Genomic DNA, 20,336 nt, shown 5'->3' with positions numbered 1-20,336 from the left:
CCCCGAAGGCGACGGTGTGGATGCGTTCGGGTGGCAGCATGAACATGGCCCGGCGCAGTGCGTCGTAGAGCATCTCAGAGCTCCGACAGGTCGGGGGCGTAGGGGTTCAGTACGCGGGATTTCTTGCGTCGCAGCAAAACTCGTCGAGTCCCATCGGTGTACAGCCGGACTTTGGTCAGTTCCCAGCCGCGGTATTCGGCTTCGATCGAGAGCCGGGTGGAGGCGGTCAGTCGGGTGACGTCAGGGGGTAGCCGCAGCGGCACCCACTCGTAGTCGTCGGAGAGGTCGTTCTCCCAGCCTCGTGGCATCCGGCCGCGGTGGGCGGCCGTCACGGTGCATCCGCCGCGTTCTCGATGACTTGGACACCCGCGCCCGAGCCCGACACCACGTACAAGGTGCCGCTGCTGTTGTCGAAAGCCAGGTAGTCGGGTTGCTGCACAGTTGGGTAACGCACTTTCTCCACGGGTGTTCCGGTCGCCAGATCGTATCCAACAACGACGTTGTTCGCGGTCTCTGACACCCAGGCCAGGTCGGACGATCCGGCGATCCCGTACGGCGCGCCCGGGACGGGGGAGCGCTGCCGCATGATCAGCGGGTCCACCCCGAAGACCAGTAGCTCGTTGCCGCGGGTGTTGGCGACCAGCAGTCGGCCCTCGGCATCGATGTCCATGGCCGTGGCACCGTCGCCGGCCCGCAGGGCCTGCTGAGCCTTGCCGTTGGCATTGACACTGGTGACCGAGGTCTGGCCACGGTCGAGGACAACGGCCGTGTCCCCGGTGGCGGCCAGGTCGTCCACGCGCGCAAAGATCTTCACCCGGTGCTCCACCGTGCCGTCGTCGGCCAGCAGGTAGACCGCGCCGTCGGCGCTGCCCAGGACCACGCGGCCGTCATCGCGCACGGTGATCGCGGTGAAGTCGGTCTCGTCGGCGGTCCCGTTGTCCGCGGCGACATCGACACGCCGGGTGATGCCCGATCCCAGTTCCACTTCGAGGTACCCGCCCCGGGTCGACAGGTAGGCGGTGCCCTTGTGGTCGGTGGCCATCGCGGTCACGTGGCCGGGCACCTCGATGGTGCGTTCGGTGTCGCCCACCACGGTCAGCGTGCTGGTATCCGGGGTGGCCGGTGCCGCCACCACCAGGGCTCGGGCCGCCGGGTCGAAGACGGCCGCAGTCGGGTGCTCGGGCAGCGGCCGCACGGTGCCGGCGGGGGTCACCGCCGCCGGGGGGGACACGGCCGCGCGGGCCGGTTCGATGGTCGGTGGGGCGGTGTCGATCGTGTTCGACGAGCATGACACGCCCGCGAGCGCGAGCACCAGCAAAGCCGCGAATCGGGCTGCGGCAGGTTTTGTTCGCAGATTCAAGGGGTAACTCTCGCGCGTGATGATGGTGATCTCCTGGACAGACGATTCTAGGAAACGCTACGCAGCGTTGCGTATTGACGGTATGGTCAATACATGACTCTGGCCCCCGAGCGAGATGTTGCAGGTGGATTCTTCTTCGAAGACATCACCCCAGGGATCCATGCCAGCGGCTTCGGTGCGGTCGGGGACGGTCGCAGTTTCTCCTTTCGCATAGAACGGCAGCAGTTGGTGGTGGAGGTGTACCGGCCGCGGCTGGCCGGTCCGGTACCGCAGGCCGAAGACATCGTGGCTACCGCCAGCCGGGGGCTGGTGGACATCGACCTCTCCGACGAGCGCAGTGTCGCCGCAGCGGTGCGAGACGCGGTGTCGGCGGCGGCCCCGGTCCCGCGCTAGCCGCTGCCCGCGCTCCACTGCCCCGCCCACGGTACGGTCTGGTGCAGCAGTCGGCGGGGAGGAGCCTGAGTCTTGGATACGGCAGTGGCGGCGATGTCGTGGCTGCAAGTGATCGTCCTGGCGGTTGTGCAGGGCCTCACCGAGTTCCTACCCGTCTCGTCATCAGGGCACCTGGCCATCGTGTCCAGGGCCTTCTTCGACGCTGACGCCGGCGCTTCGTTCACCGCGGTCACCCAGCTGGGCACCGAGGTCGCAGTCCTGGTGTTCTTCGCCAAGGACATCGGCCGCATCCTGGTGGCCTGGTTTTCCGGCCTGCGTGACGCAGCCCGTCGCAACGCGGACTACTGGCTCGGCTGGTGGGTGATCATCGGCACCATCCCGATCTGTGTGCTGGGCCTGCTGTTCAAGGATCAGATTCGTGGCGGCGCCCGCAATCTCTGGCTGGTGGCTTCGGCGCTGATCGTGTTCTCCGTGGTGATCGCCGCCGCCGAGTACTTCGGCAGGCAGACCCGCACCGTCGAAAAGCTGACCTGGCGCGACGCCGTGGTCGTCGGGTTTGCGCAGTGCCTGGCATTGGTGCCCGGGGTGTCGCGGTCGGGTGCGACCATCAGCGCCGGACTGTTCCTGGGAATGGAACGTGAGCTGGCCGCCCGCTTCGGATTCCTGCTGGCGATCCCGGCGGTGTTCGCCTCCGGACTGTTCTCGTTGCCGGACGCGTTTGCCCCGGTGACCGAGGGGATGAGCGCCACCGGCCCGCAGTTGTTGGTGTCGATCCTGATCGCGTTTGTGGTCGGCTACGCCGCGATCGCCTGGTTCCTGCGCTTCCTGGTCAACCACGGCATGTACTGGTTTGTCGGCTACCGCATCGCGCTGGGGGTATTGATGTTGATCCTGCTCAGCACCGGGGTGGTGGCCGCGCAGTGACGGTGATCCTGCTGCGTCACGGACGCTCGACGTCCAACACCGCGCACACCCTGGCCGGTCGATCCGTTGGTGTCGACCTCGACGACAAAGGACGGGAACAGGCCGCCGGACTGGTGGACCGGGTGGCCGGCCTGCCGATCAAGGCGTTGATCAGGTCACCGCTGCTGCGGTGCGGTCGAACGCTGGAACCGATCGCCGCCGCGCTCGGTCTGACACCGCTGGTCGATGATCGACTGGTGGAGGTCGACTACGGCAGCTGGACCGGCCGCAAGATCGGCGAGCTGGTCAAGGAGCCGTTGTGGGCGGTCGTGCAGCAGCAGCCCAGCGCCGCGGTGTTTCCCGACGGCGAAGGCCTGGCGCAGGTGCAGGCCCGGGCGGTGGCCGCCATCCGTGAGCATGACAGGCGGCTGGCCGAGGAACACGGTGGTGACGCCCTGTGGGTGGCATGCACCCACGGCGACGTCATCAAGAGTGTGCTCGCCGATGCGCTGGGCTCCCATCTGGACAGTTTCCAACGCATCACCGCCGATCCGGCGTCGATGAGTGTCATTCGCTACACCACGCTGCGGCCGTTTGTGGTGCACGTCAACCACACCGGTGCCGGGCTGGCCTCGGCGCTCAGTGCGCCGCCGGCCGAGAGCGCGGATTCCGCGAACCCTTCCGACGCGGTGGTCGGCGGGTCCACTGACTAGCACCGAAACAGAACTCCCGGTCGATTCGGGGTGCCGTTTCGCGCACTGAGTTCTGTTTCGGCAGACCACGGTGGGGGCACCCGGTCTCGCCCGATTACTGCTGACATCGTGTAACCGGTATTTTGGAGGAGTCATGTCGCGCGCAATTCATGTCTTCCGAACACCCGACCGTTTTGTCGCCGGTACCGTCGGGCAGCCCGGCAACCGCACGTTCTACCTGCAGGCCATTCACGACGCCCGGGTGGTGTCCGTCGTGTTGGAAAAGCAGCAGGTCGCGGTGCTCGCGGAGCGTATCGGCGCGTTGCTGGTCGAGGTCAACCGCAGATTCGGCACCCCGCTTCCCCCGGAGGGTGCTGTCGTCGAGGATCTGAACCCGCTCGTGACCCCCGTGGACGCCGAATTCCGGGTGGGCACCATGGGGCTGGGCTGGGATTCCGAAGCGCAGACGGTGGTCGTCGAACTGCTGGCCGTGACCGACACCGAATTCGACGCCTCGGTGGTGCTCGACGACGCCGAAGAGGGACCGGACGCGGTGCGGGTGTTCCTGACTCCGGAATCGGCGCGTCAGTTCGCCAACAGGTCCAACCGGGTCATCTCCGCCGGTCGGCCGCCGTGTCCGCTGTGTGAGGAGCCGCTGGACCCGGAGGGACACATCTGTGTCCGCACCAACGGCTACCGCCGCGCCGAGCTGTTCGGGTCAGACGATGACCCCGCTACGTGATCCCGAGGGGTTGCTCGAACACGGTGAACTGACCGTCCTGGGCCGGATCCGCTCGGCCAGCAACGCCACCTTTCTGTGTGAGGTCGCCCTCGACGGCCAGACTGCCCACTGTGTCTACAAGCCGGTCGCCGGCGAGCAACCGCTGTGGGATTTTCCCGACGGCACCCTCGCGGGCCGGGAACTGGCCACGCATCTGGTGTCTGCTGCGCTGGGCTGGAATATCGTGCCGTACACGATCATTCGCGACGGTCCGGCCGGTCCGGGGATGTGCCAGCTGTGGGTGGAACAGCCCGGCGACACCGATGCGGAGCCGGCCCGGACGCTCGACATGGTGGATCTGTGTCCCGTCGACCGCCTGCCCGCCGGGTACCTGGCGGTGCTGCGCGCCCAGGACCATGCCGGCGACGACGTGCTGCTGATCCACGCCGACGACATCCGGTTACGGCGTATCGCGGTCTTCGATGTGCTGGTCAACAACGCCGACCGCAAGGGTGGGCACATTCTGCACGGCGTCGACGACCGGGTTTACGGAGTCGACCACGGTCTGTGCCTGCACGTCGAAGACAAACTGCGCACCGTGCTGTGGGGCTGGGCGGGCAAGCCGGTGGACGACGACATGCTGGAGTCGGTGTCCGGGCTGGTGGAGGCGCTCGACGGGGAGCTGGGGGATCTCTTGGCCCGGCACATCACCACCGAGGAAGTGGTGGCTCTGGGGGTTCGGGCCGTAGAGATGCTGCGGGACGCGGTGATGCCCACCCCGGATCGGCGGCGCCCGATCCCGTGGCCGGCGTTCTGATCACCTGTCAGGCCGGGTCCCAGTTCAGGATGCCGCCGTCGAACATCAGTGACATGTGCAGCTGTTCGCCTTTGAAGACGTAACCTCGGACGTTCGGTAGGGCGGCACCGATCTCGGTTGCCAGTGATTCTGTCGGACAGCCCATTTCGGTCACGGCGATGGGGTTGAACTTCAGTGATCCCGTGGTGCCGTCACCGGTGGGCTCGGCTTCGAACGTGCCGCTGCCGCGGTTGCAGTCGAATTGGAACGAGGCGTTGCCGTCGGCGCCGAAGGACACGGTGAACGGGGTCGACCGGGGCACGGAGGTGAGGCCGTCGGCGTCGTTCATCGATTCGATCGACACCAGCCGCCAACTGGTGTCTTCCAGCGTGCGCGGCGGGGTGTGGGTGGTGCACCCCGTCAGGAACCCGACCGCGAGCAACGGCGGTGCGACGACGGCGCCGACGGTACGGGCCATCCGGGCGCCGCCACCCCGATCCGGTCTTGCTGTGATCCCGACCATCCGACCTCCAGATCGACGCCATCCATGGCTGTCACGATGCGCTTGTTGACCATCGTGTCAGTAAGCGCGGTGGCCGGTGTCACCGCTCCGGCCCATCTGGACTGGATCAGCTCCCAGGTCGCCGGGTACGACGTGCTCCCGACGGGCTGAATTCACCCGCGCGAGGTGCCCGATCCGACGTCTGTCGGCGCCGGCCCGGATACTGGGAGGGTGCAACCTCACAACGATGCCGCGCTGGCAGCCGATCTTGCCGCCGATGCGGGGAAACTGTTGTTGGCGCTGCGCGACGAGATGGGTTTCGACCATCCGTGGTCACTCGGCGACGACGGTGACAGCCGGGCCAACGACCTGCTGCTGCGGCGGCTGCGTGCCGAACGGCCCGATGACGCGGTGCTCAGTGAGGAAGCTCACGACAACACTGCGCGCCGGCTGGCCGCCGACCGGGTGTGGATCATCGACCCGGTGGACGGCACCCGGGAGTACTCCCTTCCCGGCCGGGAGGACTGGGCGGTGCACGTGGCGTTGTGGCAGCGCACCGGAGGGCCTGACGGGACGATCACCGACGCGGCGGTGAGCCTGCCGGCACGAGGTGAGGTGTACCGCACCGACACGGTGCCGACGGCGCCGGCGCGCAAGCCCGGTCCGATCCGCATCACTGCCAGCACCAACCGGCCGCCCCGCGTGCTGTACCGGATCGCCGAGACGGTGGACTTCGAGATGGTCCGGATCGGATCGGCCGGGGCCAAGGCGATGGCGGTGGTGCGCGGTGAGGTCGACGCCTACATCCACGCCGGCGGCCAATGGGAGTGGGACTCCGCGGCGCCGGCCGCGGTGGTGCTCGCCGCCGGCCTGCATGCCTCGCGGATCGACGGTTCGCCCATGTTGTACAACCGTGAGGATCCCTATCTGCCGGATCTGCTGTTCTGCAGGCCCGAGTTCGCCGACCAGCTGCTCGGCGCCATGAGGTTGGCCGGCTGACCGAGTCGCACCACGAGGCCGGTTAGAGTCAGGGCATGCAATCTTGGTCGGCCGGTGCTGTTCCGGAGTTGCCTGGACGGGGACCTGCGCTACGGCTGTTCGACAGTGCCGATCGGCAGGTGCGGCCGGTGTCGCCGGGGGCGACCGCCACCATGTACGTGTGCGGCATCACCCCGTACGACGCCACCCATCTGGGGCACGCCGCAACGTATCTGACATTCGATCTGGTCCACCGGTTGTGGCTCGACGCCGGGCACGACGTGCACTACGTGCAGAACATCACCGATATCGACGATCCGCTGTTCGAACGCGCAGACCGTGACGGTATCGGCTGGCGGGAGCTCGGGGATCGCGAAACCCAGCTGTTCCGCGACGATATGACCGCGCTGCGGGTGCTGCCGCCCCGGGATTACATCGCCGCCACCGAAGCGATCGCCGAGGTGGTGGAGCTGGTGGAGAAGATGCTGGCCTCCGGCGCCGCCTATGTGGTCGACGACGCGCAGTACCCGGACGTCTACTTCCGGGCCGATGCCACCGAGCAGTTCGGTTATGAATCCGGATTCGACCGCGACACGATGCAGGTGTTGTTCGCCGAGCGTGGTGGCGATCCCGAGCGTGCCGGCAAGGCCGATCCGCTGGATGCACTGGTGTGGCGCGCCGAACGGGCCGGGGAACCGGCCTGGCCGTCGCCGTTCGGGCCGGGACGCCCCGGTTGGCACGTCGAGTGTGCGGCGATCGCGTTGAGCCGCATCGGGTTCGGGATCGATATCCAGGGTGGCGGTAGTGACCTGGTGTTCCCGCACCACGAGTTTTCGTCCGCCCACGCCGAGTCGGTGACGGGACAGCGGCGGTTCGCCCGCCACTACGTGCACGCTGGGATGATCGGCTGGGACGGCTACAAGATGTCCAAGAGTCGCGGCAATCTGGTGCTGGTGTCGACATTGCGCGCCGACGGCATCGATCCCGGCGCGATCCGGCTGGGTCTCTTCGACGGTCACTACCGGCAGGACAGGTTCTGGAGCCCCGAGGTGCTCGAGCAGGCGCAGGCCAGGTTGGCCCGCTGGCGTGAGGCTACGTCGCTGCCGGCCGGTCCCGACGCCCGCGACGTCATCGACCGGGTTCGGCAGTACCTCGCCGATGACCTGGACACGCCGAAAGCTCTTGTAGCCCTTGACGGTTGGTGCGAAGACGCCCAGCGTTACGGTGGGCACGACGCCACGGCGCCCCGGCTCGTCGCCACCGCGGTCGACGCGCTGCTGGGAGTGCGGCTCTAACCCGGCGAGCGTGCTGGGGGTACCTCCAGGTAGCTGGGTGCGACACGCGGGCCGCCGGTGGGCCAACACGGGCGGTTGTCGACCCTCGGGTGCCTACGCTGACAGTGCACTTCTACTGTGCGCCCCCTTGATCTGGAGGATCGATGAAACTGGCACTCAACCTCGGGTTGATCGCGATACTCGTCGCGGCCTGCGCTACCGGCCCGAACTCCGACGAACAGTCGTCGCCGACACCCCCCGCGCCAGCTCCCGACGTCGTCGCTCCGGCAGATGCCCGTGCCATCGCCAAAGAGGCCTATATCTACGGCTTTCCGATCGTCGACAACTACCGCATCCAGTACTCCTACTTCGTCGACAAACAGGACCCCGACTACAAGGGCGACTGGAATCAGGTGCACAGCACGGCGCGGCTGTTCACGCCGCAGGACACGGCGGTCCAGACGCCCAACTCCGACACCCCGTATTCGATGCTCGGCGCGGACCTGCGCACCGAACCCCTGGTCCTGACGGTGCCGTCGATCGCCCAGGATCGGTACTACTCACTGCAGTTCATCGACGGCTACACCTCCAACATCGCCTACGTGGGCACCCGCACCACGGGTAACGGCGGCGGCAAGTTCCTGCTGGCGGGGCCGAACTGGCAGGGCGACACCCCCGAGGGCGTCGACCAGGTGATCCGCTCCGACTCCGAGCTCACCGGGGTGATCTACCGCACCCAGCTGTTCGGGCCGTCCGACCTCGCCGAGGTGGAGAAGATCCAGGCCGGATACACCGTGGAACCGTTGTCGGCCTACCTGGGTCAGCCCGCCCCGGCCCCGGCCCCGGCCATCGACTTCGTGCCGCCGCTGAGCGCCGAGCAGCAGAAGACCTCACCGCAGTTCTTCGAGATCCTAAACTTCGCGATGCGCTTCGCCCCGGGCCGCGACGGCGAGCAACCTCTGCTGGACCGGTTCGCCACCCTGGGCATCGGCCCCGACGGCGACTTCGACGCCGACAAGCTGAGCCCCGAACTGCGCGCAGACATCGAGGGCGGCATGGCTGACGCCTGGGCCGAACTGCAGACCTTCCAGAAGGAGCAGATCGCGACCGGAAAGGTCAGCTCCGCGGATCTCTTCGGCAGCCCCGAAGAGATCGGGGACAACTACCTCTACCGGATGGCAGGCGACGTCCTCGGCATCTACGGCAATTCCAAGGACGAAGCGACCTACCCGATCTCCGACGTGGACGACACCGGTGCCCCGCTGACCGGCGCCAACCGTTACACCTACCGCTTTGCGCCCGGCCAGTTGCCGCCGGTCAACGCGTTCTGGTCGCTCACCATGTACGAGATGCCGCAGAGCCTCCTGGTGGAGAATCCGATCCAGCGCTATCTGATCAATTCGGAGATGCTGCCCAGCCTGGTCGCCGACCCCGACGGGGGTTACACCCTGTTTGTCCAGCATGATTCGCCGGGCGCCGAGCAGGAGTCCAACTGGCTGCCTGCGCCGGAGGGTCCGTTCCGGCTCGCCCTGCGGCTGTACTTGCCCAAGCCCGACGCGCTCAACGGCACCTGGACGGCGCCGGTGCCGGTGAAGGTCAGCTAGTTCGAGTAGCCGGGGCCGGGCCTTCAGGCCCGGTACCCGGGGTGCTGCTTTCCAGCCCCGGTACCCGGGCTCTGCCTCTAGCCCCGGTACCCCGGGCTCTGCCTCTAGCCCCGGTACCCCGGGCCACGCCGCCGCAGGTAGCGCTCGAACTCGGCGGCAAGCGCGTCGCCGTCGATCTTGCCGATCACTTCGTTCATGTCGACCTCGGCGTCGCCGCGCTGCTCCAGGGAGGCGACGTACTCGGCGATCTCGTCGTCCTCACCCGTCATCTCGGTGACGGCCTGTTCCCATTCCTCGGCTTGGGCGGGCAGATCGGCCAGCGGCACCTCGATGTCGAGGACGTCTTCGACCCGGCGCAGCAACGCGACCGTGGCCTTCGGGTTCGGCGGCTGCGAGACGTAGTGCGGCACCGCGGCCCAGAACGTCACCGCCGGGATCCCGGCGTTGACGCAGGCGTCCTGGAACACACCCGCGATGCCGGTCGGGCCCTCGTACCGGGTTTCCTCGAGGCCGAAGAATTTCGCCGATTCGGGGGAGTAGGCGGCTCCCGACACCGGCACCGGGCGGGTGTGCGGGGTGTCGGCCAGCAACGCACCCAGGATGACCACCGTGTCGACGTTCAGCTTGTCGGCGATGGCCAGCAATTCGGCGCAGAAGGTGCGCCAGCGCATATTGGGTTCGACGCCGTGCATCAGCACGATGTCGCGTTCACTGCCGGGTGGGCGACAGTGTGAGATTCGCATCGACGGCCATGCCAACTCGCGGGTCACACCGTCGATCTGGCGGATGACCGGCCGGTTCACTTGGTAGTCGTAATACGCTTCGTCATCGATCTCGACGATGGTCTCGGCTTCCCAGATGGCATCGAGGTGTTCCAGCGCGTCACTGGCGGCGTCACCTGCGTCATTCCAGCCCTCGAACGCTGCCACAACGACTGTGTTGTGCAGTTTTGGCAGATCGGTGCTGCGCGGATCCGAGGGTGTCACCAATCCAGCCTAAGGCCTCCGCGCCATGGAAGTGCCAACAGGCGCGACCCGCTGAGATTTGTCTGGAACGACCACGCTGTCGTGGTGAGTGGAGCGGGCGATTCCCGCTGCCGGCGACAACGAAATAGGTTCAACCGGGATCGGGTTGAACCTCGGTAGCGACGACATTCCCCGACACGATTCCGCGAGCTGTCGCTGATGGGGAGCTCGATCGCCGAGCGGCTTTGGCGGTCGATTGCGGTGACGAGACGGGTGTCCAGACTTTGAGTGAGTGACTGAGTGAGTGACGACGTAGACTTTTCACCGTCGAGAGGCGTTGCAACGGCTATCGAGGGGCCAGGTGCCTCCCGGTATCCGCCACGCTCGGCAGAGCTAAGGACGCCTTCCGTCATGGAAGGAACCTACGTGGACGCCTGGGAACCGAACATTCGCCCCGACTGCACCGACGAGCTGACCGCAGCGCTGCGCCGGCGGATCATGGTGATCGACGGTGCGATGGGCACGGCGATCCAGCGGGACCGCCCCGACGAGGCCGGTTACCGCGGTGAGCGATTCATGGAGTGGCCGACCGCACTTCAGGGCAACAATGACCTGCTGAACCTGACGCAGCCGCAGATCATCGAGGGCATCCACCGCGAGTACCTCGAGGCGGGCGCCGACATCCTGGAGACCAACACGTTCAACGCGAACGCGGTGTCCCTGTCGGACTACGACATGGCGGAGCTGGGTTACGAGCTGAACTACGTCGGAGCAGCCTTGGCGCGGGCGGCCTGCGACGAGTTCAGCACCCCGGACAAGCCCCGCTATGTCGCCGGGGCGCTGGGGCCCACGACGCGGACCGCGTCGATCTCGCCGGACGTCAACGACCCCGGGGCCCGCAACGTCTCCTACGACCAACTGGTCGCTGCCTACCTCGAAGCCCTCAATGGCCTGGTCGACGGTGGTTCCGACCTGATCATCATCGAGACGATCTTCGATTCGCTGAACGCCAAGGCGGCCGTGTTCGCCGTCGAGACGCTGTTCGAGCAGCGCGAACGCCGATGGCCGGTGATCATCTCGGGCACCATCACCGATGCTTCCGGGCGGACACTGTCGGGTCAGGTCACCGAAGCCTTCTGGAATGCGATCAGGCACGCGAGGCCGATCGCGGTGGGTCTCAACTGCGCGCTGGGTGCGCCGGAGATGAGGCCCTACATCGCCGAGATGGCGCGGATCGCCGACACTTTCGTCTCTTGCTACCCGAACGCCGGCCTGCCCAACGCCTTCGGTGAATACGACGAGTCCCCGGAGCGCCAAGCCGGCTACATCGAAGAATTCGCCGAAGCCGGTTTGGTCAACCTGGTCGGTGGTTGCTGTGGAACGGCGCCGACGCATATCGCCGAGATCGCCAAGGTCGTCGAGGGGAAGCCGCCGCGCGCGTTGCCGGAGCTCGAAGTGGCCACCCGGCTCTCGGGTCTGGAGCCGCTCAACATCACCGACGGTTCGCTGTTCGTGAACATCGGTGAGCGCACCAACATCACCGGCTCGGCCAGGTTCCGCAACCTGATCAAGGCCGAGGACTACGACACCGCCCTGTCGGTGGCTCTGCAGCAGGTCGAGGTGGGTGCGCAGGTCATCGACATCAACATGGACGAGGGCATGATCGACGGTGTCGCCGCCATGGACCGGTTCACCAAGCTGATCGCCTCAGAGCCGGACATCAGCCGCGTCCCGGTGATGATCGACTCCTCCAAGTGGGAGGTCATCGAGGCGGGCCTGAAGAACGTGCAGGGCAAGCCGATCGTCAACTCGATCTCGATGAAGGAGGGCGAGGAGAAGTTCATCCGCGAGGCCCGGCTGTGCCGCAAGTACGGCGCCGCCGTGGTCGTGATGGCCTTCGACGAGCAGGGCCAGGCCGACAACCTGGAGCGCCGCAAGGAGATCTGCGGGCGCGCCTACCGGATCCTGACCGAAGAGGTCGGCTTCCCGGCCGAGGACATCATCTTCGACCCGAACTGCTTTGCGCTGGCGACGGGCATCGAGGAGCACGCCACCTACGGCATCGATTTCATCGAGGCCTGCTCGTGGATCAAGGAGAACCTTCCCGGGGTGCACATCTCCGGCGGTATCTCGAACGTGTCGTTCTCGTTCCGGGGCAACAATCCGGTTCGCGAGGCGATCCACGCGGTGTTCCTCTTCCACGCCATCAAGGCCGGCCTGGACATGGGCATCGTCAACGCCGGGGCGCTGGTGCCGTATGACTCGATCGATCCCGAGTTGCGGGACCGCATCGAGGACGTCGTGTTGAACCGTCGCGAGGACGCGGCCGAACGGCTGCTGGAGATCGCCGAGCGCTTCAACAAGTCGGAGAACGGCCCAAAAGAAGGGGGCCCCGAAGCCGAGTGGCGCAACCTGCCGGTCCGCGAGCGCATCACGCACGCCCTGGTCAAGGGCATCGACGCCAACGTCGACGCCGACACCGAGGAGCTGCGGGCCGAGATCGCCGCCGCCGGTGGGCGCCCGATCGAGGTCATCGAGGGTCCACTGATGGACGGGATGAACGTCGTCGGTGACCTCTTCGGTGCCGGCAAGATGTTCCTGCCCCAGGTGGTGAAATCGGCCCGGGTGATGAAGAAGGCGGTGGCCTATCTGCTGCCGTTCATCGAGGCGGAGAAGGAAGCATCCGGTGTAGAGGCCGGGAACAAGGACACCAACGGCACGATCATCATGGCGACCGTCAAGGGCGATGTCCACGACATCGGCAAGAACATCGTCGGGGTTGTCTTGCAGTGCAACAACTACGAAGTGATCGACCTCGGGGTGATGGTGCCCGCGAACAAGATCCTGGAGGCGGCCAAGGAGCACAACGCCGACATCATCGGGCTGTCCGGCCTGATCACCCCGTCGTTGGACGAGATGGTCAACTTTGCCGTCGAGATGGAGCGTGAAGGGCTGGAGATCCCGCTGCTGATCGGCGGCGCGACCACCTCGCGTGCCCACACCGCAGTGAAGGTGGCGCCGCGGCGTAGCGGTCCGGTGGTCTGGGTCAAGGACGCGTCCCGCTCGGTGCCGGTTGCGGCTGCCCTGCTCGACGACAAGCAGCGGCCGGCTCTGTTGGAGGCCACCGAGAAGGATTACGCGGCCCTGCGGGAACGGCACGCCCAGAAGCGCGAGCGGCCGATGCTGACGCTGGAGAAGGCCCGCGCGAACCGGACGCCGATCGAATGGGACGACTACACGCCGCCGGTGCCCGCGCAGGGTGTGGGCGTACGAGAATTCCTCGGCTACGACCTCGCCGAGCTGCGTGAGTACATCGATTGGCAGCCGTTCTTCAACGCATGGGAGATGAAGGGCCGCTTCCCCGACATCCTCAACAACCCGGTTGCCGGCGAGACCGCCCGCAAGCTGTACGGCGATGCCCAGGAGATGCTCGACACCCTCATCAAGGAGGAGTGGCTGACTGCCAACGGGATCATCGGTTTTTTCCCGGCGAACGCGGTCGGCGACGATATCGAGGTCTACACCGACGAGACCCGTACCGCGGTGCTGACCACGTTGCACAACCTGCGCCAGCAGGGCGAGCACCGGGCCGGCATCCCGAACCGGTCACTGGGCGACTTCATCGCACCCAAAGACACGGGTCTGGCCGACTACGTCGGCGCCTTCGCGGTCACCACGGGGCTCGGTAGCCACGACAAGATCGTCGAGTTCAAGGCAGCCAACGACGACTACAGCGCGATCCTGCTGGAGTCGCTGGCCGACCGGCTGGCAGAGGCGTTCGCCGAACGGATGCACCAACGGGTTCGCAAGGAGTTCTGGGGATATCAACCGGACGAGCAGCTCGACAACGAGGCGCTCATCGGGGAGAAGTACTCCGGCATCCGCCCGGCGCCCGGCTACCCGGCCTGCCCGGAGCACACCGAGAAGACGACGCTCTGGGAGTTGATGGACGTCCAGGAGCGCACCGGTATCGAGCTGACCGAGTCGATGGCGATGTGGCCCGGCGCTGCCGTCAGTGGCTGGTATTTCTCGCATCCGCAGTCGCAGTACTTCGTGGTCGGCCGGATGGCCCAGGACCAGGTCGCCGACTACGCGCGGCGCAAGGGCTGGACCCTGGCCGAGGCCGAGCGTTGGCTCGGACCCAACCTCGGCTACAACCCGGAGGACTGAGCCCTACGGCACTGCTGCACCGAAGACGTCGGCGTTGCGGGCCGCCCACCGGGCCATGGACTCGGCGGGTGTGCCTGTGAGCCGTTCGACGTTGTCGTTGGCGGCCTGGTGTTCCGGATCGCCGTCGAACAGGTCGAAGTACCACCGCACGCCGTCGCCCATGACGGGACGCAGCAGGTCCTCGGCTTCGGTGCGGCTGCACTGCTGCACCTCGACGGCCTTGCCGATGCCGACGCCGATCTGCCGTGCGATATCGCCGCGGGACAGCGCAACGGGGCCGGTCAGGTCGTACATCGCCCCGAAGTGCTGCTCCTGGGGAGCGGCCAGGGTGTCGGGCAGGGGTGCCAGATACACCCGGTCGACACCGTCCAGGGCGGCCGGCAGGGTTTCCGGTTTTCCCAGGTAGCCGGTGATTGCTGTCACAGATTCCGGGAGTGCCGCTTTGGCCGGGTTGGTTGTCAAGGCACGAATATCCTTGACTCCCAACATGTTCAGATTCTCGACGATCCGTCTGCCGATGTTTCCTGTGGCTCCGGTCACCAGAATGGCCATGGACCCACGCTATCGGCGGGATCTGACAATGGGACGATGGTCGGCATGCGCGCGGTGCTCTGGGACATGGACGGCACACTCGTCGACTCCGAGAAATTGTGGGACATCTCGATGCACAAGCTCTACGAGCGGATGGGTGGAGTGCTCACCCCGGAGGTGCGCCACTCGACCATCGGTGGCTCGGGGCACAGCGTGATGCGGATCGTCTACGACGACCTGGGTCTGGAACCGGATCCCGCCGCCATGGCCGAGTCCATGGATTGGCTGTTCACCTACACCGGTGAATTGTTCTCCGCCGGGCTGCCCTGGCTCGACGGCGCCCACGAACTGCTCCAGGAGTTGGCCGCCGCCGGCGTCCCGATGGCGTTGGTGACCAACACCTACCGGGATCTGGCCGAGCAGGCGCTCAACAGCATTGGGCGGCAGTACTTCACGGTCACCGTCTGTGGTGACGAGGTGCCCCACGGCAAGCCCGCGCCGGATATCTACCTGCGCGCCGCCGAACTGCTGGGTTTTGCGCCGGAACAGTGCCTGGCCGTCGAGGACTCGGTGACCGGGACGCTGGCTGCCGAGACCGCCGGCTGCCCGGTGCTGGTCGTGCCCAACGATGTCGAGGTCCCGACGAGCCCACGTCGCCGACACCTGGACTCGCTCAAAGCGCTCGGTCTCGAACAGCTGCGCACCATCCACGCTCAACTGCAGACCTAAACGCAGCGGCCAAACGCCCGATTTTCGCGGTGTGACTGTGCAATCGTGGAGGCGACACTCACGGTGCAGTCCTGTGGAAAGAAGGTCGGCTCATGGCTGGTCAGGGTGGTCCCGTCGACAACACTCCGTCGCCCATAACCGACGCCGACTTTTCCTCCGGTAAGACCGCCATCCGAATAGCAGCTGTCGCCGCCCTGGGCGGCCTGTTGTTCGGTTATGACAGTGCCGTCATCAACGGCGCCGTGGACTCCATCCAGGAAGACTTCGGTATCGGCAACGCCGAGCTCGGTTTTGCCGTCGCCTCGGCGCTGCTGGGCGCGGCGGCCGGCGCCATGACCGCCGGCCGGCTCGCGGACAAGATCGGCCGCATCGCCGTCATGAAGATCGCGGCCGTGCTGTTCCTCATCAGTGCCTTCGGCACCGGTTTTGCCCATGAGGTGTGGACCGTGGTGCTGTTCCGCGTCGTCGGCGGTATCGGTGTCGGTGTCGCATCGGTGATCGCCCCGGCCTACATCGCCGAGACGTCGCCACCGTCGATCCGCGGTCGGCTGGGCTCGCTGCAGCAGTTGGCCATCGTGTCCGGCATCTTCTTGTCCTTTGTCGTGAACTGGCTGCTGCAGTGGGCCGCGGGCGGCCCCAACGAGCCGCTGTGGCTGGGCCTGGACGCCTGGCGCTGGATGTTCCTGGCGATGGCGGTGCCGGCGGTCGTCTACGGCGTCTTGGCATTCACCATTCCGGAGTCGCCGCGGTATCTGGTTGCCAGCCACAAGATCCCGGAAGCCCGCAAGGTGCTCAGCACGCTGTTGGGGCAGAAGAACCTGGAGATCACCATCAGTCGTATCCGGGAGACACTGGAACGCGACGAGAAGCCGTCCTGGCGGGATCTGCGCAAGCCGACCGGTGGCATCTACGGCATCGTCTGGGTGGGTCTGGGGCTGTCGATCTTCCAACAGTTCGTCGGTATCAACGTGATCTTCTACTACTCCAACGTGTTGTGGCAGGCGGTCGGCTTCAGCGCTGACGAATCGGCGGTCTACACCGTCATCACCTCGGTCATCAATGTGCTGACGACGTTGATCGCGATCGCCCTGATCGACAAGATCGGGCGCAAGCCGCTGCTGCTGATCGGTTCGTCGGGCATGGCGGTCACATTGATCACCATGGCGATCATCTTCGCCAACGCCACCGTCGGCCCGGACGGGAACCCGAGCCTGCCCGGTGCCTCCGGGGTCGTCGCGCTGGTCGCGGCGAATCTCTTCGTGGTGGCCTTCGGCATGTCGTGGGGTCCGGTGGTGTGGGTGCTGCTCGGCGAGATGTTCCCCAACCGCATCCGGGCGGCGGCCCTGGGTCTGGCGGCAGCCGGCCAGTGGGCGGCGAACTGGCTGATCACAGTGACATTCCCGGGGCTGCGTGAGCACCTGGGCCTGGCCTACGGCTTCTACGGCCTGTGCGCGGTGCTCTCCGGCATCTTTGTCTGGAAGTGGGTGATGGAGACCAAGGGCGTGTCGCTGGAGGACATGCACGGCCAGATCCTCAAGTCCGAAAAGCCGGCGAACATCTGATACTCGTTTGGGCGGGCCTGCGACCGCATGAAAGAATCGCAGGCCGTGAAGACCTTCGAGGAGTTGTTCGCCGAACTCGGTGAACGCGCGCGCACCAGGCCGGCCGGCAGCGGCACCGTCGCGGCACTGGATGCCGGCGTGCACACCATCGGCAAGAAGATCCTCGAAGAGGCCGGCGAGGTGTGGCTCGCCGCCGAGCACGAGTCCGATGACGCGTTGGCCGAGGAGCTCAGCCAGTTGTTCTACTGGGCTCAGGTGCTGATGGTCTCCCGGGGGCTGACGCTCGACGACGTCTACGGAAAGCTGTGAGCACTGTGTCGGATTCTGTTCGTGCCAACGGCTCGTCGCCACTGCGGGTGGCCGTCCCCAACAAGGGGGCGCTGAGTGAGTCGGCCGCCGAGATCCTGTCCGAGGCCGGCTACCGGCGTCGCACGGATCCGAAGGACCTGACCGTCATCGACCCGGTGAACAATGTCGAGTTCTTCTTCCTGCGCCCCAAGGACATCGCCATCTATGTCGGCTCGGGCCAGTTGGACTTCGGGATCACCGGCCGAGACCTGGCGCGCGAATCCGACGCGCCGGTCCAGGAGCGGCTGGCGCTCGGCTTCGGCTCGTCGACGTTCCGGTATGCCGCACCTGTCGGCTCGGAGTGGTCGGTGGCCGAGCTGGCCGGGAAGCGGATCGCCACGGCGTATCCCAACCTGGTGCGAAAGGATCTGGCGGAGAAAGGGATCGACGCCACGGTCATCCGCCTCGACGGCGCGGTGGAGATCTCCATCCAGCTCGGGGTGGCCGACGCGATCGCCGATGTGGTGGGCTCGGGCCGCACGTTGCGCGCACACGGTCTTGCGGCTTTCGGTGAACCGCTGTGTGATTCCGAAGCCGTCCTGATCGAGAGGTCCGGCCCCGTCTCCGATGCCGCCCGCGATCAGTTGGCCGCGCGGGTGCAGGGCGTGGTGTTCGGTCAGCAGTACCTGATGCTCGACTACGACTGCCCGCGGGCGCTCCTGGAGAAAGCCACCGCCGTCACTCCGGGCCTGGAGTCGCCGACCATCGCACCTCTGGCGGATCCGGAATGGGTGGCGGTGCGGGCACTGGTGCCGCGCCGCGATGTCAACGCCATCATGGACCGGATCGCCGCGATCGGCGCCAAGGCGATCCTCGCCTCGGACATTCGGTTCTGCCGGTTCTGAGCCCCTGACCCTTTCGGCGGGTGCACCAGCCTCTGCCGTGTTAGCGTCCGAAGGTCGTTACACGGGGCGGGAGGTCGTATGACGCACGTTCTTGTGCTGCTGCTGGCGCTGCTGATCGGGGTGATCGCCGGACTTCGTGCGCTCACCCCGCCGGCCGTGGTGGCCTGGGCCGGATTCCTCGGGTGGATCAATCTCGACGGCACCTGGGCGCAATGGGTGGCGCACCCGATCACCGTCGGTGTTTTCACCGTGCTGCTGATCGGTGAGTTGATCACCGACCAGCTGCCGAAGACGCCGAGCCGTAAAGTGCCTCCGCAGTTCGCGGCCCGGCTGCTCACCGGTGGGTTCGCCGGTGCGGTGATCGGCACCGCCTGGGGCTACACCTTCGGTGGTCTCGGTGCCGGTGTGGTCGGCGCAGTACTGGGCACCCTGGGTGGGGCCGCAGCCCGCGGCTGGCTGGCCGGGAAGGCCGGCAAGGACCTGCCCGCCGCCCTCACCGAAGACGTGATCGCCGTTGCCGGCGGCTTTGCCATCGTGGCGCTGGCTTCGATGCTGTAGCCATGGCAACACATTTTGATGCCATCGTCATCGGCGCGGGCCAGGCCGGGCCGCCGCTGGCCGGCCGCCTCACCGCTGCCGGCCACACTGTTGCGGTCATCGAACGCAAGCTTGTCGGCGGCACCTGCGTGAACACCGGCTGCATCCCGACCAAGACGTTGGTGGCCAGTGCGCATGCCGCCCACATCGCCCGCCGCGGCGCCGATTTCGGCATCGGGACCGGTGAGGTCAGTGTGGACATGGCACGGGTCAAAGCGCGCAAGGACGGCATTGTCACCGGCGACCGTGAGGGAGTCGAGGGCTGGCTGGGTGGCATGCCCGGCGCCACGTTGATACGTGGCCACGCCCGTTTCACCGGCCCGCACACCGTGTCCGTCGACGATCAGCAGATAACGGGGGACCGGATCTTCCTCAACGTCGGCGGGCGAGCGGTGGTGCCGCCGATCCCCGGGCTGGTCGATGTCGATTACATGACCAATGTTGGTGTGCTCGAACTCGATTCGGTGCCCGAGCATCTGGTGATCATCGGCGGCAGCTATATCGGGCTGGAGTTCGCGCAGATGTACCACCGCTTCGGGGCCCAGGTCACGGTGATCGAACGGGGGCCCCGGCTGGCCTCTCGTGAGGACGGCGATGTGTGCGCCGCCATCAAGGACATCCTGGAGCGCGACGGCATCACCATCCACCTCGAAGCCAATGACATTCGGGTTGCTCAGAACGGTGATGGGGTGGTGGTGCACACCCGTGCCGACGGCCCGACGGTGACGGGTTCACACCTGCTGGTCGCGGTGGGGCGCCGGCCCAACACCGACGACCTGGGGCTGGACCTCGCCGGCGTGGAAACCGACGGGCACGGCTACGTGGTGGTCGACGACCGGTTGCGTACCAACGTCGACCACATCTGGGCGATGGGTGACTGCAACGGCAAGGGGGCGTTCACCCATACGTCCTACAACGATTTCGAGATCGTTGCGGCCAACCTGCTGGACAACGAGCCCCGCCGGGTCAGCGATCGCATCCCCACCTACGCGCTCTACATCGATCCGCCGCTGGGGCGGGCCGGAATGACCGAAGCGCAGGTACGCGAGTCCGGGCGAAGAGCGTTGGTGGGCAAGCGTCCCATGACGCGGGTGGGCCGCGCCGTGGAGAAGGGCGAGACGCAGGGATTCATGAAGGTCGTCGTCGACGCCGACACCGAGGAGATCCTGGGTGCGGCGATCCTGGGCGTCGGTGGTGACGAGGTGATCCACTGCATCCTCGACACCATGTCCGCCAAGACGCCGTACACCACCTTGACCCACACCGTGCACATCCACCCGACGGTCAGTGAGTTGGTGCCGACCATGCTCGAGGAGCTGGCACCGCTGGAGTAGCTGCGGTCAGCCGGCGTTGGGGTGCGGATCGG

At 66.6% G+C, this 20,336-nt stretch carries 20 protein-coding genes; 15 read left to right on the top strand and 5 right to left on the bottom strand.

The features are described from left to right. Positions 1–74: 74 nt before the first annotated feature. The gene (locus WBB07_RS01285; protein WP_526303967.1) at positions 75–332 is read right to left on the bottom strand and encodes a DUF5703 family protein; all 258 of its coding nucleotides are present in this window, start codon (positions 330–332) and stop codon (positions 75–77) included. Further along, the gene (locus WBB07_RS01280) at positions 329–1,360 is read right to left on the bottom strand and encodes a YncE family protein (protein ID WP_526303965.1); all 1,032 of its coding nucleotides are present in this window, start codon (positions 1,358–1,360) and stop codon (positions 329–331) included. Before WBB07_RS01280 ends, WBB07_RS01285 begins: the two co-directional genes overlap by 4 nt. Positions 1,361–1,453: 93 nt before the next feature. On the opposite strand from WBB07_RS01280, the gene WBB07_RS01275 reads away from it, so the two are divergent. The 5 genes from WBB07_RS01275 to WBB07_RS01255 all read left to right on the top strand — a co-directional run bounded on the left by WBB07_RS01275 (position 1,454) and on the right by WBB07_RS01255 (position 4,886). Continuing rightward, positions 1,454–1,753, top strand: a complete 300-nt coding sequence (locus WBB07_RS01275; RefSeq protein ID WP_526303963.1) for a hypothetical protein — start codon at positions 1,454–1,456, stop codon at positions 1,751–1,753. A gap of 93 nt (positions 1,754–1,846) precedes the next feature. After that, entirely contained in the window at positions 1,847–2,677 is an 831-nt protein-coding gene (locus WBB07_RS01270; protein WP_526303975.1) for an undecaprenyl-diphosphate phosphatase, read from the top strand. Further along, positions 2,674–3,369: a histidine phosphatase family protein gene (locus tag WBB07_RS01265; RefSeq protein ID WP_526303961.1), complete on the top strand. Its 696-nt coding sequence runs from the start codon at positions 2,674–2,676 to the stop codon at positions 3,367–3,369. Before WBB07_RS01270 ends, WBB07_RS01265 begins: the two co-directional genes overlap by 4 nt. A gap of 133 nt (positions 3,370–3,502) precedes the next feature. Continuing rightward, positions 3,503–4,090: an Rv2134c family protein gene (locus tag WBB07_RS01260; protein WP_526303959.1), complete on the top strand. Its 588-nt coding sequence runs from the start codon at positions 3,503–3,505 to the stop codon at positions 4,088–4,090. After that, positions 4,074–4,886 (top strand): Rv2133c family protein, encoded by an 813-nt coding sequence (locus WBB07_RS01255; protein ID WP_526303957.1) that lies wholly within the window; start codon positions 4,074–4,076, stop codon positions 4,884–4,886. Before WBB07_RS01260 ends, WBB07_RS01255 begins: the two co-directional genes overlap by 17 nt. Before the next feature lie 7 nt (positions 4,887–4,893). Here WBB07_RS01255 and WBB07_RS01250 read toward each other — a convergent pair whose 3' ends face one another. Beyond that, positions 4,894–5,388 carry an META domain-containing protein gene (locus tag WBB07_RS01250; protein ID WP_526303955.1) on the bottom strand — a complete coding sequence of 165 codons (495 nt, stop codon included), beginning with the start codon at positions 5,386–5,388 and terminating at the stop codon, positions 4,894–4,896. Positions 5,389–5,598: 210 nt separating this feature from the next. Here WBB07_RS01250 and WBB07_RS01245 point away from each other — a divergent pair, with 210 nt between their 5' ends. From WBB07_RS01245 to WBB07_RS01235, 3 genes are all read left to right on the top strand, one after another. Further along, entirely contained in the window at positions 5,599–6,366 is a 768-nt protein-coding gene (locus WBB07_RS01245; RefSeq protein WP_526303953.1) for a 3'(2'),5'-bisphosphate nucleotidase CysQ, read from the top strand. A gap of 35 nt (positions 6,367–6,401) precedes the next feature. Further along, entirely contained in the window at positions 6,402–7,640 is a 1,239-nt protein-coding gene (gene mshC, locus WBB07_RS01240; RefSeq protein ID WP_526303951.1) for a cysteine--1-D-myo-inosityl 2-amino-2-deoxy-alpha-D-glucopyranoside ligase, read from the top strand. Between the two features lie 143 nt (positions 7,641–7,783). Then, complete coding sequence (locus WBB07_RS01235) at positions 7,784–9,223, top strand: DUF1254 domain-containing protein (RefSeq protein WP_526303949.1); 1,440 nt, start codon at positions 7,784–7,786, stop codon at positions 9,221–9,223. A gap of 104 nt (positions 9,224–9,327) precedes the next feature. Here the strand turns inward: WBB07_RS01235 and WBB07_RS01230 are convergent, their stop codons facing one another. Continuing rightward, positions 9,328–10,209, bottom strand: coding sequence for a PAC2 family protein (locus WBB07_RS01230; protein WP_526303947.1), 882 nt, complete (start codon positions 10,207–10,209; stop codon positions 9,328–9,330). Between the two features lie 390 nt (positions 10,210–10,599). Here WBB07_RS01230 and metH point away from each other — a divergent pair, with 390 nt between their 5' ends. Next, positions 10,600–14,358 carry a methionine synthase gene (gene metH, locus WBB07_RS01225; RefSeq protein ID WP_526303945.1) on the top strand — a complete coding sequence of 1,253 codons (3,759 nt, stop codon included), beginning with the start codon at positions 10,600–10,602 and terminating at the stop codon, positions 14,356–14,358. Positions 14,359–14,361: 3 nt separating this feature from the next. Here metH and WBB07_RS01220 read toward each other — a convergent pair whose 3' ends face one another. After that, positions 14,362–14,910: an SDR family oxidoreductase gene (locus WBB07_RS01220; protein WP_526303943.1), complete on the bottom strand. Its 549-nt coding sequence runs from the start codon at positions 14,908–14,910 to the stop codon at positions 14,362–14,364. A gap of 45 nt (positions 14,911–14,955) precedes the next feature. Between WBB07_RS01220 and WBB07_RS01215 the strand changes: the two genes are divergently transcribed. From WBB07_RS01215 to WBB07_RS01190, 6 genes are all read left to right on the top strand, one after another. After that, complete coding sequence (locus WBB07_RS01215) at positions 14,956–15,618, top strand: HAD family hydrolase (RefSeq protein ID WP_526303973.1); 663 nt, start codon at positions 14,956–14,958, stop codon at positions 15,616–15,618. A gap of 92 nt (positions 15,619–15,710) precedes the next feature. Beyond that, positions 15,711–17,180 (top strand): sugar porter family MFS transporter, encoded by a 1,470-nt coding sequence (locus WBB07_RS01210; RefSeq protein WP_526303941.1) that lies wholly within the window; start codon positions 15,711–15,713, stop codon positions 17,178–17,180. A 27-nt stretch (positions 17,181–17,207) separates the two neighbouring features. Beyond that, positions 17,208–17,489 carry a phosphoribosyl-ATP diphosphatase gene (locus WBB07_RS01205; RefSeq protein WP_526303939.1) on the top strand — a complete coding sequence of 94 codons (282 nt, stop codon included), beginning with the start codon at positions 17,208–17,210 and terminating at the stop codon, positions 17,487–17,489. 5 nt (positions 17,490–17,494) lie between these two features. Next, positions 17,495–18,373, top strand: a complete 879-nt coding sequence (hisG, locus tag WBB07_RS01200) for an ATP phosphoribosyltransferase (protein WP_526303971.1) — start codon at positions 17,495–17,497, stop codon at positions 18,371–18,373. A gap of 78 nt (positions 18,374–18,451) precedes the next feature. After that, complete coding sequence (locus WBB07_RS01195) at positions 18,452–18,931, top strand: DUF4126 domain-containing protein (protein ID WP_526303937.1); 480 nt, start codon at positions 18,452–18,454, stop codon at positions 18,929–18,931. 2 nt (positions 18,932–18,933) lie between these two features. Beyond that, positions 18,934–20,304: an FAD-containing oxidoreductase gene (locus WBB07_RS01190; RefSeq protein ID WP_526303936.1), complete on the top strand. Its 1,371-nt coding sequence runs from the start codon at positions 18,934–18,936 to the stop codon at positions 20,302–20,304. The last annotated feature ends 32 nt before the right edge of the window (positions 20,305–20,336 follow it).

Source organism: Mycobacterium sp., assembly GCF_049647605.1.
Lineage (GTDB): Bacteria > Actinomycetota > Actinomycetes > Mycobacteriales > Mycobacteriaceae > Mycobacterium.
The sequence above is the reverse complement of the archived record's forward strand: the minus strand, read 5'-3'. Positions and strand labels throughout refer to the sequence as shown.

What these genes read in the sequence shown, in the direction of transcription:
- WBB07_RS01195 (WP_526303937.1), top strand. Translation starts at nt 18,452, where the DNA reads ATGACGCACGTTCTTGTGCTGCTGCTGGCGCTGCTGATCGGGGTGATC.
- WBB07_RS01250 (WP_526303955.1), bottom strand. Translation starts at nt 5,388, where the DNA reads ATGGTCGGGATCACAGCAAGACCGGATCGGGGTGGCGGCGCCCGGATG.
- WBB07_RS01190 (WP_526303936.1), top strand. Translation starts at nt 18,934, where the DNA reads ATGGCAACACATTTTGATGCCATCGTCATCGGCGCGGGCCAGGCCGGG.
- WBB07_RS01210 (WP_526303941.1), top strand. Translation starts at nt 15,711, where the DNA reads ATGGCTGGTCAGGGTGGTCCCGTCGACAACACTCCGTCGCCCATAACC.
- metH (WP_526303945.1), top strand. Translation starts at nt 10,600, where the DNA reads ATGGAAGGAACCTACGTGGACGCCTGGGAACCGAACATTCGCCCCGAC.
- WBB07_RS01260 (WP_526303959.1), top strand. Translation starts at nt 3,503, where the DNA reads ATGTCGCGCGCAATTCATGTCTTCCGAACACCCGACCGTTTTGTCGCC.
- WBB07_RS01270 (WP_526303975.1), top strand. Translation starts at nt 1,847, where the DNA reads ATGTCGTGGCTGCAAGTGATCGTCCTGGCGGTTGTGCAGGGCCTCACC.
- WBB07_RS01205 (WP_526303939.1), top strand. Translation starts at nt 17,208, where the DNA reads ATGAAAGAATCGCAGGCCGTGAAGACCTTCGAGGAGTTGTTCGCCGAA.
- WBB07_RS01275 (WP_526303963.1), top strand. Translation starts at nt 1,454, where the DNA reads ATGACTCTGGCCCCCGAGCGAGATGTTGCAGGTGGATTCTTCTTCGAA.
- WBB07_RS01235 (WP_526303949.1), top strand. Translation starts at nt 7,784, where the DNA reads ATGAAACTGGCACTCAACCTCGGGTTGATCGCGATACTCGTCGCGGCC.
- WBB07_RS01255 (WP_526303957.1), top strand. Translation starts at nt 4,074, where the DNA reads ATGACCCCGCTACGTGATCCCGAGGGGTTGCTCGAACACGGTGAACTG.
- WBB07_RS01215 (WP_526303973.1), top strand. Translation starts at nt 14,956, where the DNA reads ATGCGCGCGGTGCTCTGGGACATGGACGGCACACTCGTCGACTCCGAG.
- mshC (WP_526303951.1), top strand. Translation starts at nt 6,402, where the DNA reads ATGCAATCTTGGTCGGCCGGTGCTGTTCCGGAGTTGCCTGGACGGGGA.
- WBB07_RS01220 (WP_526303943.1), bottom strand. Translation starts at nt 14,910, where the DNA reads ATGGCCATTCTGGTGACCGGAGCCACAGGAAACATCGGCAGACGGATC.